10 protein-coding genes are annotated in these 15,401 nt (G+C 60.6%); 6 read left to right on the forward strand and 4 right to left on the reverse strand.

Going from position 1 to position 15,401, the window contains the following annotated elements; translation table 11 throughout:
- Positions 1–119: 119 nt before the first annotated feature.
- On the reverse strand, positions 120–1,607 hold the full coding sequence (locus tag AC1Q5O_RS19275) for a carboxypeptidase M32 (RefSeq protein WP_492565153.1): 1,488 nt from the start codon (positions 1,605–1,607) through the stop codon (positions 120–122).
- 274 nt (positions 1,608–1,881) lie between these two features.
- On the opposite strand from AC1Q5O_RS19275, the gene AC1Q5O_RS19280 reads away from it, so the two are divergent.
- Positions 1,882–3,378 (forward strand): MDR family MFS transporter, encoded by a 1,497-nt coding sequence (locus AC1Q5O_RS19280; protein ID WP_492565155.1) that lies wholly within the window; start codon positions 1,882–1,884, stop codon positions 3,376–3,378.
- A 22-nt stretch (positions 3,379–3,400) separates the two neighbouring features.
- On the opposite strand, the gene AC1Q5O_RS19285 is transcribed toward AC1Q5O_RS19280, so the two are convergent.
- On the reverse strand, positions 3,401–5,173 hold the full coding sequence (locus tag AC1Q5O_RS19285; protein ID WP_492565157.1) for an adenylate/guanylate cyclase domain-containing protein: 1,773 nt from the start codon (positions 5,171–5,173) through the stop codon (positions 3,401–3,403).
- Between the two features lie 525 nt (positions 5,174–5,698).
- On the opposite strand from AC1Q5O_RS19285, the gene AC1Q5O_RS19290 reads away from it, so the two are divergent.
- The 3 genes from AC1Q5O_RS19290 (at position 5,699) to AC1Q5O_RS19300 (ending at position 10,789) form a co-directional block, all read left to right on the forward strand.
- Positions 5,699–7,969, forward strand: coding sequence for a caspase family protein (locus AC1Q5O_RS19290; RefSeq protein ID WP_492565159.1), 2,271 nt, complete (start codon positions 5,699–5,701; stop codon positions 7,967–7,969).
- A 66-nt stretch (positions 7,970–8,035) separates the two neighbouring features.
- Complete coding sequence (locus AC1Q5O_RS19295) at positions 8,036–9,571, forward strand: DUF1800 domain-containing protein (RefSeq protein WP_492565161.1); 1,536 nt, start codon at positions 8,036–8,038, stop codon at positions 9,569–9,571.
- 30 nt (positions 9,572–9,601) lie between these two features.
- Complete coding sequence (locus AC1Q5O_RS19300; RefSeq protein ID WP_492565305.1) at positions 9,602–10,789, forward strand: DUF1501 domain-containing protein; 1,188 nt, start codon at positions 9,602–9,604, stop codon at positions 10,787–10,789.
- A 25-nt stretch (positions 10,790–10,814) separates the two neighbouring features.
- Here AC1Q5O_RS19300 and AC1Q5O_RS19305 read toward each other — a convergent pair whose 3' ends face one another.
- Positions 10,815–11,375 (reverse strand): DedA family protein, encoded by a 561-nt coding sequence (locus AC1Q5O_RS19305; RefSeq protein WP_492565163.1) that lies wholly within the window; start codon positions 11,373–11,375, stop codon positions 10,815–10,817.
- 106 nt (positions 11,376–11,481) lie between these two features.
- Positions 11,482–12,807, reverse strand: a complete 1,326-nt coding sequence (locus AC1Q5O_RS19310) for a S41 family peptidase (RefSeq protein ID WP_492565164.1) — start codon at positions 12,805–12,807, stop codon at positions 11,482–11,484.
- A 278-nt stretch (positions 12,808–13,085) separates the two neighbouring features.
- Here AC1Q5O_RS19310 and AC1Q5O_RS19315 point away from each other — a divergent pair, with 278 nt between their 5' ends.
- Together AC1Q5O_RS19315 and AC1Q5O_RS19320 are read left to right on the forward strand one after the other, a co-directional pair.
- The gene (locus AC1Q5O_RS19315; RefSeq protein ID WP_492565166.1) at positions 13,086–13,481 is read left to right on the forward strand and encodes a hypothetical protein; all 396 of its coding nucleotides are present in this window, start codon (positions 13,086–13,088) and stop codon (positions 13,479–13,481) included.
- 173 nt (positions 13,482–13,654) lie between these two features.
- Positions 13,655–15,388 carry an ABC transporter permease gene (locus tag AC1Q5O_RS19320; RefSeq protein WP_492565168.1) on the forward strand — a complete coding sequence of 578 codons (1,734 nt, stop codon included), beginning with the start codon at positions 13,655–13,657 and terminating at the stop codon, positions 15,386–15,388.
- The last annotated feature ends 13 nt before the right edge of the window (positions 15,389–15,401 follow it).

Below are 15,401 nucleotides of genomic sequence, written 5' to 3' on the forward strand. Positions count from 1 at the left end.
CAGGGGTCAGCGTGATTGCGGCATGTCCGGCCAACCATGAAGTGTGTTGGTGCATATTTGTGTCCGCCCGCCCCGGTTATCAAGCCCGGAGCGGCGCAAACATCATCCGCTGCAAGCGTTTACACCGCACCATAGCGCGCACGGATATGGCCGATGAAGTGGTCCGCATTGAGCTTTTCGCCGGTGGCGCGTTCAAGCAGTTCCGGCGTCGACCAACGCGATGCCTGAGACCAGATCTTGTCACGCCGCCAGCTGTTGATGGCCGCAAACTCTCCCTTGGCGATATCCCTATCGGCAGCCGGATATTCCGTTGTCAGCGCCGCCCATTGTTGCGCAGCCATCATCGCCCCGAGGGTATAGGACGGGAAATAGCCAAAGGCGCCGCTTGCCCAGTGCACATCCTGCATGGGCCCGTCCGCCGGGTTATCAATCGTCGACAATCCGAGGTAGTCGCGCATCTTCGCATCCCATGCCTCGGGCAGGTCAACCGGCTGCAATCTGCCCTGGATCAGGTCCTGTTCGAGTTCGAAACGCAAGATGACATGCAGCGGATAGGTCACCTCATCGGCATCGACCCGGATCAGACCGCGTTCGACCCGGTGAACATGCGGAATGATGTCATCCATGGACCAGGATTCAGCCAGATATTTGTCGACAACCGGAAGAGCCCATTGCCAGAATGCGGGGTTGCGGCCGAGCTGCTTTTCGACAAACAGGCTCTGGCTTTCGTGCACCGTCATTCCCCGCGCCTTCCCCAGCGGCCAATGCGACCACTTTTTCGGCAGGTTCTGTTCATAAAGCGCGTGACCGGTTTCGTGCAGCACGCCCATCAGCGAGGAGAGAAACTCCGTCGTCCGGTAGCGTGTCGTTATGCGCACGTCGCTCGGCACGCCCCCACAGAACGGATGGTGCGATACGGAAAGGCCGCCATGGGAAAGATCGAAGCCAACTGCCGCCATCATGGCAAGACCAAGCTCACGCTGCCTGTCGACCGGATAAACACCGGACAAGGGTTTCAGCGGGCGTTTTGCCAACCTTTCCGCCTGCACGGCCAGCGCCTCCGGCACGAAGTCCTTGAGGAAGGTTTTCAATGTGTCGAATACCGGCGCGATATCCGCCGTGCGATTGCCGGGGTCATATTGCTCGATCATCGAATCATAAAGACCAAGGCCGAGAATCTGCGAGCGCATGGCTGCTTCTTCGCGCGCCAGCGCAACGACACCTTCGAGCGCCGGCAGGAATCCGGCCCAGTCATTCTTGGCACGCAGGTCGCGCCATAACTGCTCGCAGCGCATACGCGTGTTCGTCTGGCGCTCGACGAATTCAGCGGGCAGGCAGGTCAGATTGACATAGTGCCGCTTGAACTCCCTGACAGCCGCGACCTGCTCCTCGTCCAGGTCCTCCCGCTCCGCCGCATCGATCCAGTCGGCAATTTCGGGCGCGGATGCCTGGCGATGATACATCCCCGCCAGCGTGCCCATGGCTTCCGCCCGCTTTTCACCGCCGCCAACGGCCATATGGGTGGCCTCGTCGGCGCCGAGAATGGCAAGCGCATGTTCAAGGGCTTCAAGCCTGTGGCCGAGTTCATCGAGTTTCTGGAAGGACATTCTGTTCCCCTTGGGCGAATCCTGATTCAAAACAGGGCCCGAGAGGACTTCAATTTTCCGGCGAGTGCAAGATTGAATCACGCGCCGGGATGTCAGGAGTGTGCATGGGGGAGATTGACAATCGGCGTTTCGAGGCGTTGAAGTATGGCGTGCAAGCCGCGATTTTGAGCCCCTTGCCGCCAACCCGATCCCGATCCCGCACATATACAGCTCGCCCGAGGTCTTCCGTGACCCGTCAACCACTATCCCGGCGAGTGGAAAGCCAGAACAACACATGTCTCAATCGGTTGAACGTTCAAAACGTCCGTTGATTGTTGCCTCCATCATGCTGGCAACATTCATGGTCGCCATTGAAGCCACCATCGTTGCCACGGCAATGCCGCGCATTGTCGGGCAGCTCGGCGGTTTCACCTATTACAGCTGGGTCTTCTCGGCCTTCCTGCTGGCACAGTCGACGACAACGGTGATCTACGGCAAGCTGTCCGATATTTTCGGCCGCAAACCCATGCTCATCGATGGCATTGTGATTTTCCTTGCCGGCTCGGCACTGGCCGGTTTTGCCTGGTCGATGACGTCATTGATCGCATTCCGCTTGCTGCAGGGGCTGGGCGCCGGAGCCATCCAGCCGGTGACGATGACCATCGTCGGCGATCTCTACAGGCTTGAGGAACGCGCCAAGGTGCAGGGCATTCTGGCCAGCGTCTGGGCGATTTCCGCCGTAACCGGCCCCCTCGCCGGCGGCCTGATCGTGGATCATGTTTCTTGGGCGTGGATCTTCTGGATCAACCTGCCGATCGGCCTGTTGACGATCATCGGCTTTACGCTGTTCCTGCATGAAAAAATCGAGCCGCGCAAAGCCCAGATCGACTATCTCGGCACCATCCTGTTTTCGATCGCCATCGTCTCGCTGATGGTCATCCTGACCGAAACGGACGCCGATCTGTCGATCCTCGCCGCGCTGGCTGCCGTGTTCATCGTGACTGCCATCCTGTTCTTCATGCAGGAGCGCCGGGCGCCGGAGCCCATCATTTCGCTTGCCCTGTGGAGCCGCCGGCTTGTCGCCACCAGCAACATAGCGACGCTTCTCGCCGGCATGGCGCTGATCGGGTTGACCACCGTCCTGCCGATCTATGTGCAGGGCGTCCTGGGACGTTCGCCGCTCGTTGCCGGTTTCACGCTGACCATGCTCATCGTCGGCTGGCCGCTCGCCGTCATGCTGTCCATCCGGCTGTTTCGCGCGTTTGGAATCCGCAGGACCCTGCGCGCCGGCAGCCTGATGTTTCCGATCGGCGCGTCCTTTCTGCTCTTCCTCACGCCCGAAAGCAGCCCAGTCTCTGCCGGCGTCGGTTCCTTCCTCATGGGTTTCGGCATGGGACTGATCAGCGTCACCAGCGTCGTTCTCGTACAGGAAAGTGTCGAATGGTCGATGCGCGGCAGTGCCACGGCATCGATCATCTTCTCGCGCAGCCTCGGCAACACCCTCGGCGCAACAACCCTCGGTGCCATACTCAATATCGGGATTGCGCATTTCGGCAGTGGCGATCTCGCCAATAAACTGCACGAGGTGATCAACCAGCCGTCGGGCCTGTCCAGCCTGGCGACGAACCCCGCCATCCGCCTGGTGTTTCACTCCGCCTTGCACTGGAGTTTCTGGGGGGTGTTCACCGTTGCCATCCTCACCTTTGCCACGACCTGGCTGATTCCGGTTTCACGCGAGGCCGGCCGCAAGCCGCCGACACAAACCGAGATGCAGGAAGCACTGTCGTCCTGACGGCAATGCCAGGGTTGCCGCATCACTCCGGCAGCCCTGCCTTGCGCAGCGCATCGAGATAGCGCTGCAAATGCTCGGGGTTTCGCCAGGGAACACCGGCACGTGTCGTGGCAATGCTGGTCCCCGGGGCGACATGGAGAAGGCGGTCAAGCGCGGCACGCGTCGCGTCTGCATTGTCCATCTCGCCGAGTGCCGCCAGAAGAACCCTGTGACCGGTCGGAAAATTGGGATTGAGATGCAGCGCCTTGCGCGCCCATTCCGCCGCAGCGTCATAGTGCCCGTCGGCAAACTCGGCCATGCCGAAAAATGCGAAGGTCCAGTAATTGGCCGGGTCGCGCGGGCTGAGCCGTATGGCCATCTTCAGGGTTTCGCGTGCATTGCCGCTTTCACCCGCCAGCGCATAATATCCGCCGCCCCACATGCGTGCGAACGCCAGATTGGGATTGATATCGATGGCCGTTTCCAGGCATCGCCGTGCATCGTCGAACCGCCGCATGAACAGGGCGACCGAACCGAGGATCGTATGCGCTTCGGCATCCCGTTCATCCAGTTCAACCGCGACGCGCGCCATTTCGTGGGCTTCGTTCATGGCCTGCAGCGGATTGGGGCTCCAGGCGTACAGCACATCGATGATATCGCACATGGCATGCACCACCCGGGCACGCGCCAGGTTCGGATCAAGGGCTATTGCCTTCAGGGCAAAATCCTTGGCTGCCGCGCTGTCTTCCCTTGTCCAGCGCCAGGCATGCCAGTTCGCTCGCATGACATAATCCCACGCGCTGAGGTTGGCGGGGTCTTTCCGGCGAGCCCGCTTCATCTCCGCGCCGATGAGTTCGGGCGTCACCACGCCGACAATGCTCGCCGTGATGTCGTCCTGGACAGCGAAGATGTCATCCATCTGCCGGTCGAACTGCTCGGCCCAGATGTGATTGCCGGTCGCCGCATCGATCAGCTGCGCGGTGATCCGCACCCGGGAACCGCTGCGCCGCACGCTGCCTTCCAGCACATAGCGCACGCCGAGTTCCCCGGCGACCTGCTTTATATCGACGGCACCGCCCCTGTATGTAAAGGATGAATTGCGGGCGATGACAAAGAATGCCTGGTTGCGCGCCAGCCCCGTAATGATGTCTTCGGCGATACCGTCGGCAAAATACTCCTGGTCCTTGTCGGCACTCATATCCTGGAACGGCAGGACGGCTATGGCCGGCTTGGCGACACCGTCGGCCGATGGCGCATCGGATCGGGGGCGTTTGGCACCCGCCATGATCTCCAGCACAACCCGGTAGACGCGTATGCGCTTCCTGATGTTCTTGACCTGCCGTTCGCCCAGATCTTCAAAGGTGAAGGCCACCTTGCCCGCGACCTGTTCAAACACATTCGCGGTGATCGATATTCCACCCGGATCAGCCAAGGCTTCCATCCTTGCGGCGATATTGACGCCGTCGCCAAAGATATCATCACCGTCAATGACGATATCACCTATGTTGATGCCTGCACGATATTGAATGCGGTGTTCCCGCGGCATATCCGCTTCGGCGTCCGCCACGCCGCGCTGGATCAGAACCGCACTTTCGACCGCGTCGACAACGCTGCCGAATTCGACAAGCAGCCCGTCACCCGTTGTCTTGACGATGCGTCCATTGTGTTCCCGCAGAACCGGATCGATCAGCTGCTGACGATGAACGCGCATGCGCGCTATCGTGGCGGCCTCATCGGTTTCCATATGGCGCGAATAACTGACCATATCGATTGCCAGAATGGCAACCAGTTTGCGTGCAACGCGGTCGATAGCCAACACTGCTCCCCATCTGAATGGCTCTGCAACCGACTTTATGAGTCTATGCCAGCCGAGTCCATGTGAAACAGGTGATCAGAAATGCAATCAGCAAGCCGCCACCGCTCCGGTGGCAAGGAAAGGCAGAGCAATCTGCCTGAGCCGCAATCCCATCGGCGGCTCCGTTCTCTAGGTGGAACTACCAATTTTCAAATCGATTTAAATGGCTAGAGTATCTTTCGAGGGCTTTGGTCTTCAGATGCACTCTTTTCCAATGACCAATATCTTTTTCAACGATCAAGGCACCGGTCTGGCAACAGACCGGTGTTTTATTGCGTATTCCGCCGCGGCAACCCCCGGTGCAGGACGACCCATCAACCATGCCGCGTTGATTATACTCAGCAATTTCGAAAGCATTGGTCAAAGCAGATTTAACGCACCGATCCCACGATTTTGCCGGAATCATGGAGCACGATTTTTGCGTGCCGCTTTCAAAGCACACCATAATCCTGCTGCACGTGCGTGCTTTGCAATGAGGTGATCGAGATGCGAATAATCCGGACATGTCTTGCCGTACTTCTGGTGCTCGGCTCCCTAGCCATTCCCGGCCTGGCCCAAGCCCAGGCGCCGTTGGAGAAAAGAATCGCTCTCGTCATCGGCAATTCGGCCTATCAAACCGGTCCGCTGCCGACACCCGCCAACGATGCCGGCCTGATTGCACAAACATTGCAGGCCGCAGGATTTGATGTGGTCGGAGCGAGGGACCTCGATCAGGATTCGTTGCGCCATACCTTCCGGGATTTTCTCGACAAGGCAACGGCCTCCGGACCCGACACCGTCGTCTTCGTTTATCTCGCCGGGTATGGCCTGCAGTATGAAGGCGAAAACTATTTTGCCGGTGTCGATGCGAAAATGACGCGCGCAACCGATGTTCCCGTCGAAGCCATACGGGTCTCCGATTTCACCAAATCGCTTGCCGCTTTGCAAAACAAGGGCACCATCATGGTGCTCGACGCGGCCCGAACCAACCCATTCGTCCGATCGGATCAGCCGCTGGCAGGGGGATTGGCCATTGTCGATCCCGATCCCAATGTCCTGATCGGCTTCAATGCAGCGCCCGGAACCGTCGCTCCGCCAGAGCCCGGGCCTTACGGCGCCTATGCGCACGCCCTTGCCGAGATGATCCGTGTCGGCGGGCTGGGGCTTGATGACGTCTTCGATCGCACGCGCCTGCGGGTAAGCGATGCGACCAAGGGCGGGGAACTGCCCTGGAATGCCTCGAAATTCCGCACGCCGTTCCTTTTCTTCGACAAAGGCCCCGATGCGCCGGCACAGCAAGTCTCCGCGCTGCAGGGCGGTGCGATGCGGGCCAAGGCCATTCGCGATTTCGATGCCCGCGACGCCTATCTCGCTGCGCTCGATCGCGATACGCTGCGCGGGTACGAGGATTTTCTTGCTGCTTATCCCAGCGACCCGATGGCCAAGCGTGTGCGGGCCATTGTCGCTGCCCGGCGTGAAGCGATCACATGGCGCCAAACCTGGGTCACAGACACGCCGGAAGCCTATTGGTCATATCTGCGCCGCTATCCGCATGGTCCCCACGGCTGGGATGCGCGCCGGCGACTTGACCATTTCGAGGCCGCGCTGGAGCCGCCCGCATCCTTCACAGTGATTGCTTACGACGTGCCGCCGCCACCTGAAACGGAAATCATCTATGTCGACCGCCCGGTCCTGTATTTCGATGATCCCGAATTCGACTTTGCGCCGCCGCCACCGCCGCCGGTGATCTTCCTGCCGCCACCACCGCCCGATTTCATCGTGCTGGCACCCCCGCCCCCACCTGTCGATCTCTATGTTCTTCCGGTGCCTGCATTCGTGCCCGTGGCGGAGTGGGTCCGCCCGGCGCGTGACATTGCACCGCCTGAAAACAACGTCATCTTCAACAATATTCATAACACGGTGATCAACAACACCACGACGATCGTGCAGGAACCTGCGGCTGCCCCCAGCCCTGGCCTGAGCACCGGCGCGAAAGTTGCCGGCGCCGCCGTTGCGGTGGGAGCCGCGGCGGCCGCCCTGCACGTTGCCCTGCCGCCATCGGTGCAGAAGAAGGCGGCAGTCATGCCAAATCAGAATCCCGTCGCACCCGCCAAACCCGCCGCTCCGGGCCCGGTACCCGCGGCCATCAAACCACAGGACAGCCATTCGCTCCCAGGAACCAACGGCAGCCGCCTCCCCCTCATCAACGGCAAACCCGCACTGCAAAACCCGGCACCGGTGCAGACACCAGCCCCGCAGGCTGTGACGAAAACACCCGGAAAAGCCAACGCCGCAGTGGTCAAGCCGCCATTGCCGGGGCACGCCCTCCCGGCTGCCCCAAGCAGTGCCGCACCGCTTGCCCCCGGGAAAGCTGCCGTGTCGACCGGCCGGAACAAAGCCGGGAAAAACGCCTTGCCGGCTGCTGTCAACCGCCAGCCCACTATTGCCGCACAGGCCAGGCACAAGGCTGCGCCCAATCCTCAACCCCGGACCATTCCACCGGCGGTCGCAAAACTGAATGCCAGCCCACGTCCGCACAATCAGGCCGCTCCCCGCCCGCCGGTTCAAAGGGCTCAGCCGCAGAACCAGGCACGGGTCAATGCGCAGGTGAGCAGGCCGCCCAGTCCCGTGCCGCAAGCCCATACGCCAGTGCAAATGCAGCCGCGGCGGCAGGTCGAGGCAAGGCCGCTAGCCGGAAGGCCCCAGCCACATGTGCCGCAAAAGCCCGGCATGAAGAAAGAGTGCGGCGGCCAGGATCAGCCCGCCTGCCCCAAATGAGAATCGGCATCTGCAACGGGAAACGCCGTTGCGATGCATCCATCCTTTATTCGGCGGAGTGAGAGCATGCACAGGGGTCGAATAGCAAGATTTTCAATCTGCGGGCTGATCCTGCTCAGCCCGCTCCATGCGGCGGCAGCGCCGGCCGCTGACAACCCTGCAGCGCAGATCGTGCGCGATCTTGCGCTGGTCGATGCAATAACGTGGGGTGTCAATCCATCGACGATGGCGGCCTATCACACGCTTGGCCGGGAAAAATGGCTGCAAACGCAACTCCATCCCGCGTCCGACGCGCTACCGGCAACGGTCCAGACACAGATCGGGGCCTTGCCGGTCAGCCAGAAATCCGCCTTCGATCTTGCCACGGACTTCGACGCGCAGGGGCGCACCGCCAACCAGACGGCCGATCCCGACCAGAAAGCCATTGCGCAAAAGGCTTTTCAGGATGGCATGAGCGACATGGCCCGGCAGGCAGCAACCGCCAGCCTGTTGCGGGCGCTCTATTCACCTGATCAGCTGCGCGAACGGATGACGTGGTTCTGGTTCAATCATTTCAACGTGCATCAATACAAGGCCAATCTGCGCATCCTTGTCGGCGATTACGAGAACAAGGCCATCCGCGCGCACGCGCTCGGCCGGTTTCACGACCTGTTGGACGCAACGCTGCGTCACCCCGCCATGATCCGCTACCTCGACAATGCCGACAACGCCGTTGGCCATATCAACGAGAATTACGCCCGGGAGATCATGGAGCTGCACACCATGGGCGTCGGCTCCGGCTATACGCAGAAGGATGTCGAGGAACTGGCGCGCATCCTCACCGGCGTCGGGATCGATCTCAAACCGGACAATCCCAAGCTGAAACCGGACCTGCAGCCGCTGCTCGTGCGCGATGGTTTGTTTGAATTCAATCCGGCACGCCATGATTTCGGCGACAAGGTTTTCCTGGGGCGAACGATCAAAGGGCGCGGCTTCGCCGAAGTTGAAGAAGCGCTCGATATTCTATGCAAACAGCCGGCAACGGCCCAGCATGTGTCCCGGCAGCTCGCCACCTATTTTGTCGCCGATGTCCCGCCGCCTGCCCTGGTTGACCGGATGGCCCAGACCTTCATGCGGACGGATGGCAATATCGCCAGCGTCCTCGACACGCTGTTCCATTCCCCCGAATTTACAGCCTCGCTTGGCGGGCATTTCAAGGATCCTGTCCGGTATGTTCTTTCCGCCATCCGTCTTGCCTATGACACGAAAGTCATCGTCAACAGCGCGCCCGTCCAGAACTGGCTGAACCGCCTGGCGGAAGGCCTCTATAACCACCAGACCCCCGATGGTTATTCCATGATGTCGACGGCGTGGAACGGATCGGGGGCGATGATGACGCGCTTTGAGATTGCCCGCCAGATCGGGTCCAATTCCGCCGGGCTTTTCAAGGCGGCAACGCCCGATGCGGTGGATCAGCCGGCATTCCCGCTCATCGAGAACGGGCTGTATTTCTCAAGCCTGCATCTGAAGCTTTCAGCGCCCACGCAGACCGCCCTCGACAAGGCGATTTCACCGCAGGACTGGAACACGCTGTTCCTGTCCTCACCCGAATTCATGCAGTAACAGCAACCCGACGAGGAGACGATCATGCATATCAATCGCCGTGATCTCATTGGTGGACTGGCAGCCGTGACCTCCATGACGGTTGCCGGGCGTGTCTGGGCAGCGCCCAAAACCGACGCACGCCTGCTCGTGGTGTTCCTGCGCGGCGCCTATGATGCCGCCAATGTGGTGATCCCGGTCAGCAGTGATTTCTACTATGCATCGCGGCCGAACCTCGCCATCGCCCGTCCGGACGCGGCCAATGCCGCCTCGGCACTTTCCCTCGACGTCAATTGGGGCCTGCACCCGGCCCTGAAGGACACGATCCTCCCCTTCTATCAGAAAGGGCAGGCCGCCTTCATTCCGTTCGCCGGTACCGACGACTTGACGCGCAGCCACTTTGAAACCCAGGACACCATCGAGCTCGGACAGGACGTCAACGGCACGCGGGATTACCGGTCCGGCTTCATGGCGCGCCTCGCCGGCGCCCTGACACGCGTGCGGCCGATCTCCTTCACCGACCAGATGCCGCTCACCTTCCAGGGCGGAGAGCCGGTCCCCAACATCGCGATCAACAGCGTGGGCAAGCCGGGCATCGACAGCCGCCAGGCGAGTCTCATCAGCGCCATGTATGACGGGAAATCATTGGAGGGGTCTGTGCGGGAAGGCTTTCGCGTCCGCGATGATGTCTATCATGCGATCACCGATCACATGATGGAAGCCAGCCGCGGCGCCGTCTCCGCCAAGGGGTTCGAGCTGTCCGCACGCCGGATCGGCCGTCTCATGCGCGAGCAGTTCAACCTGGGTTTCGTCGATGTCGGCGGCTGGGACACCCATGTCAACCAGGGGGCGGCGAACGGGTATCTCGCCGACAGGCTGAGCGAGCTCGGCCGGGGAATTGCCGGGTTCGCCGAAGAGATCGGCCCGCAATGGCAGGACACTGTCGTGGTGGTCCTCTCCGAATTCGGCCGCACGTTTCGCGAGAACGGCAATCGCGGCACGGATCACGGCCATGGCAGCGTCTACTGGGTTCTGGGCGGCGGCATCAAGGGCGGACGCATCGCCGGTGAGCAAATCGCGGTCGACCAGGCCCATCTTTTCCAGAACCGCGACTATCCCGTTCTGACCGATTACCGCTCCCTCCTCGGCGGACTGTTCCAGCGCATGTATGGCCTTGACCAGACCGGACTGCACCGCGTCTTTGCCGCCGTGCAGCCCCGTGACCTTGCCTTGATATGAAAGTGCGGAAAAAGGCCCGGTAGACTCAGCTTCCGGCCAGGCTTTTGACGGAGTCCCAGAATGGTTTCATCTGGTCGGACTGGGTGGAGAAATAGCCCGGAGCGATGACGAGAAACGCCCACAGGAAGCCCGACGGAATATTGGCCAGCTGAAACCGGAATTCCGTCATGCCGGCCACCCCGGCGACAACCGGAATGACAGCACGAACCGGACCGAAGAAATGGCCGAGAAAAACGCTGAAGACGCCATATCGCTCGAAAAACCGCTCTGACCGCTCGACCATGGCCGGATAACGGGAAAATGGCCAGTTTCTCAAGATGGGTTCGTGAAAGTGCCGCCCCACCCAATAGGAAAGCGTATAGCCCACGCATGCGCCGATGCCGCCGGAAACAAGCAGCGGCCAGAAGGGAAGCCCGCTCGCCCCGAACAGGCCGCCGATGCCCAGAAGGATGATCGTGGAGGGAACAAGCAGGGAGAGCAAGGCCAGGGATTCAACCAAGCCGAGCGCAAAGACGATGACCGGCGCCCATTTTTCATGCTCCCGCGTGAAGGAAATCGTGGCTTCGATAGTACTGGAAAGATCCATTGTGCCTGATGAGAATGAGAAATCGTGGTGGTTGCAGAATGGCCGGCAACCGAAAGGGACAGACCGGACGGGCCCGTCCCTTTCATGATGGTCTCCGGCTTTCCGGTTACTTGGAAAAGCCTTTCGTCGGGTCTGCCGGGAATGCGGCATTGGCCTGTTCGCCGCGCAGCAGCTTCAGGGCTTCGATCAGCTGCAGGTCGTCCTTCGGATCCGGCGGGACATAGGCAATCGAGCCCGATCCTTCCGCATCCTCCTGAACGCCCTTGATGTGGCCCTTCAGGCTGGATTCGCTCATCGGTTCGGCCCGACCCTTCAGATCGTCCGGCAGCGGCTGTTCGACCGCGATATCCGGCACGATGCCCTTGCCCTGGATCGATTTGCCGGCCGGCGTGTAATACAGCGCCGTCGTCAGCCGCAGTGCGCCATTCTCGCCCAGCGGGATGATCGTCTGCACCGAGCCCTTGCCGAAGGACCGCGTGCCCAGCACCGTCGCCCGGCGTTGATCCTGCAGCGCTCCGGCAACGATTTCAGCCGCGCTGGCGGAACCGCCATTGATCAGGACGATCATCGGCTTGCCGTTGATCAGATCGCCCGGACGGGCATCGAAGCGGGTTATGTCCTGCGGATCGCGGGCGCGGGTCGAGACGATCTCACCCTTGTCGAGGAAGGCATCGGAGACGGCAACCGCCTGGTCCAGCAGGCCACCCGGATTGAGGCGAAGATCCAGCACGAAGCCCTTGAGCTTGTCGGCGGGAACCTTGCTCTGGATGTCCTTGATCGCCTTCTGCAAATCTTCGTAGGTCTGTTCGGTGAAGGAAATGACCCTGACATAACCGACATCGTTCTCGACGCGGTATTTGACGGCCTTTACCTTGACCACGTCGCGCACGACGGTCAGCTTGATCGGCTTGTCGGCGCCCTGACGGATCAGCGTCAGCTCGATGGGCGTGTTGACATCGCCGCGCATCTTGTCGACCGCATCGTTCAGCGACAGGCCGCGGACATCGGTTCCGTCGATCTGCGAGATATAATCGCCGGCAAGAACACCCGCCTTGAATGCGGGGCCATCTTCCGTTGGCGTGATCACCTTCAACAACTGGTTTTCCATGGTGACTTCAATGCCAAGGCCGCCAAACTCACCCTTGGTCTGCACCGACATTTCCTTCGCCTGTTCGGCGTTCATATAGGACGAATGCGGATCAAGCGATGTCAGCATGCCGTTGATGGCGCTTTCGATCAGCTTCTGGTCATCCGGCGGCGTGACATACTGGTTGCGCACCCGCTCGAAGACTTCGCCGAAAAGCGACAACTGCTTGTATGTGTCAGTGCCCGCAGCTTCCGCGGCGGTTATATGCAGCCCGCCCTGCACAGCCACCATTGCCGTTGCACCCAAAAGGGCTCCGGCCATGAGAAGCGTTAACCTGCGTACCATTTGCATTCCTTCCAGAAAATCTGCCTACCCCAAAATGTGGTAACAGGATAATTATATGCCAACCAAGGCAGGATTAACACGACCAGAATATGACCGACACATACTGTGATCCATAATGCTACACTGCCGCTTCCGGTAAATTACACAAGAGCCGTTCGCGTGGCTTTTTGGCCCGAGCGAAACATATTTCGCTTGCTCCTATAGCCACTCGAGGATGCAGATTGACACCCGATTGTCAAACGGCAGCCGCGCATTGACGCCCTCGAACGACGAGCGGCATGCAAATTCCGGTTGCAGAGCGGTGCGCGATGCAGAACAGCAGCAGTGAATTGGACCATATCCTGGCAAAGCGCCACCAACTGCGCCTGAACACAGCGCAGGAGCTCGCGCGAATCCAGAAGGCGCATCGCCAGATCCGCAACCCGCATGCGCCGTCCGGTCTTCGCCTTCAGCGGTGGCTGCAGGCGTGCCTGCGCTTCACGGAGGTCAGGGCCTGTGCGCATCTGGTTGCCATATTGAACTGGTGTTCCCTGCGCCTCATCTGGTTCGCGCTGCCCCGGCTGGCCACCGGCCGCCTGGCAAAGCGGCGTGCCCGATCCCTGTGGCGGGTCATCGGGAAACTCAACCGGATTGGCATGGGAATTGTGCGCTGGCAACTGCGCCGCCACGGGTGAAACAGCCGCAGCCGATCCGGCGATCCGCGCAATTTCTTCCGCTGCCCATTTTCCGTCATGACACTGTCATGATCGTCCTTCTTAAGTCCCTTGCAAATGCTTCGGCAACGATGGCAGAGTACCGCGAATAGCGTCCTTTATTCATTGCATTCAAGCCATTAGGGGCCCGGTTCATGGCGTTTCATAAATATACACCGCCTGCCATCGGTCGCTCGATGTGGCTGAGCATGTGGGACCTGATGGCTTTGCTTTTGGTGATCGGCGCCATCGTGCTGATCGCCTATGGCGCTCGCGTGACCACGGTTCCGCTGTCGACGCTTGAAGCCGCCCCGCTTTCCCTTGATCCATCCAATCTGCCGGTTTACGCGCTCCGCACCATGCTGCGCATGCTCCTGGCCATTGCCCTGTCGCTCGTCTTCACCTTCATCTATGCCGCAGCCGCCGCCAAGAGCCGGCGTGCCGAGATGGTGCTGGTTCCCATTCTCGATATTCTCCAGTCCGTGCCGATCCTCGGCTTCTTGACCTTCACCGTCACCTTCTTCCTCAACCTGTTTCCGGGCAGTGTCCTTGGCGCCGAACTGGCATCCGTGTTTGCCATCTTCACCAGCCAGGCCTGGAACATGACGTTCAGCATGTATCAATCCATGCGCAACGAGCCGAAAGACCTGGAGGAGGCAACGCAGAGCTTCCACCTGACGGGCTGGCAGCGGTTCTGGCGGCTGGACGTTCCGTTTGCGATGCCCGGTCTTGTCTGGAACACCATGATGTCGATGTCGGGAGGCTGGTTCTTCGTCGTGGCGTCGGAGGCGATCACCGTCGGCGACACCACCGTCACCCTGCCGGGTGTCGGCTCCTACGTTGCGCTGGCCATCAAGGAGCAGAACATCATGGCAATCTTCTATGCCACGATGGCGATGCTCGCCGTCATCCTGCTCTACGATCAGTTCCTGTTCCGGCCTCTCGTGGCCTGGGCCGACAAGTTCCGCTTTGAAACGACCTCGTCGGAAACGGTTCCAAGCTCCTGGATGCTGGACCTGTTTCGCCGGGCCCGGATCACACGCCTGCTCGCCGCCCCGGTCGCCTTTCTTTCCCGTCTGGTCTGGAACCTGCGTTTGCCGGCGCTGCCGACATTCGGCTCGGGTGAGGCAAAGCCCGCGACGTCACGCCTTCTCGACCGGCTCTGGCTTGCCTTCATTGTTCTTGCCGCAGGCTATGCGGCCTATATCAGCATCATCTATCTCAAGGCCAATATTGCCTGGTCCGATGTGGCGACCGCCGTCGGCAACGGGTTCATCACCCTGTTGAGGGTGACCGTTCTGATGATACTCGCGACACTTGTCTGGGTGCCAGTCGGGGTGTGGATCGGACTGCGGCCGAAACTGGCGCAGAAAGTCCAGCCACTTGCCCAGTTTCTCGCCGCATTTCCCGCCAACATCGCATTCCCCGCCTTTGTCGTGCTGATCGTGCATTTCGGTCTCAACGCCAATATCTGGCTCAGCCCGCTGATGATCCTCGGCACGCAGTGGTACATTCTCTTCAATGTCATTGCCGGGGCCAGCGCCTTTCCCAGCGATCTCAAGGAAGCCGCGAACAGCTTTCATCTCCGTGGCTGGCGCTGGTGGTTCAAAGTCATTCTCCCCGGCATTTTCCCCTATTACATCACCGGCGCGATCACGGCCTCCGGCGGTGCGTGGAATGCCAGCATCGTTGCCGAAGTGGCCAGCTGGGGTGACACGCAACTGACGACACCGGGGCTTGGATCGTACATCGCCAATGCCACCACGGCGGGCGATTTCCCGCGTGTCGTGCTTGGCATCGCCGTCATGTGCATCTTTGTAACGCTGTTCAATCGCCTGTTCTGGCGCCCGCTTTACGCTTTTGGCGAGCGGCGCCTTCGTCTCGGTTAGTGCCGGATTATCG

This window comes from Phyllobacterium sp. MT110 (genome assembly GCF_058792715.1).

Coding starts and splice junctions, on each gene's coding strand:
- AC1Q5O_RS19310 (WP_492565164.1), bottom strand. CDS start 12,807: ATGGTACGCAGGTTAACGCTTCTCATGGCCGGAGCCCTTTTGGGTGCA.
- AC1Q5O_RS19295 (WP_492565161.1), top strand. CDS start 8,036: ATGCACAGGGGTCGAATAGCAAGATTTTCAATCTGCGGGCTGATCCTG.
- AC1Q5O_RS19275 (WP_492565153.1), bottom strand. CDS start 1,607: ATGTCCTTCCAGAAACTCGATGAACTCGGCCACAGGCTTGAAGCCCTT.
- AC1Q5O_RS19280 (WP_492565155.1), top strand. CDS start 1,882: ATGTCTCAATCGGTTGAACGTTCAAAACGTCCGTTGATTGTTGCCTCC.
- AC1Q5O_RS19290 (WP_492565159.1), top strand. CDS start 5,699: ATGCGAATAATCCGGACATGTCTTGCCGTACTTCTGGTGCTCGGCTCC.
- AC1Q5O_RS19320 (WP_492565168.1), top strand. CDS start 13,655: ATGGCGTTTCATAAATATACACCGCCTGCCATCGGTCGCTCGATGTGG.
- AC1Q5O_RS19305 (WP_492565163.1), bottom strand. CDS start 11,375: ATGGATCTTTCCAGTACTATCGAAGCCACGATTTCCTTCACGCGGGAG.
- AC1Q5O_RS19315 (WP_492565166.1), top strand. CDS start 13,086: ATGCAAATTCCGGTTGCAGAGCGGTGCGCGATGCAGAACAGCAGCAGT.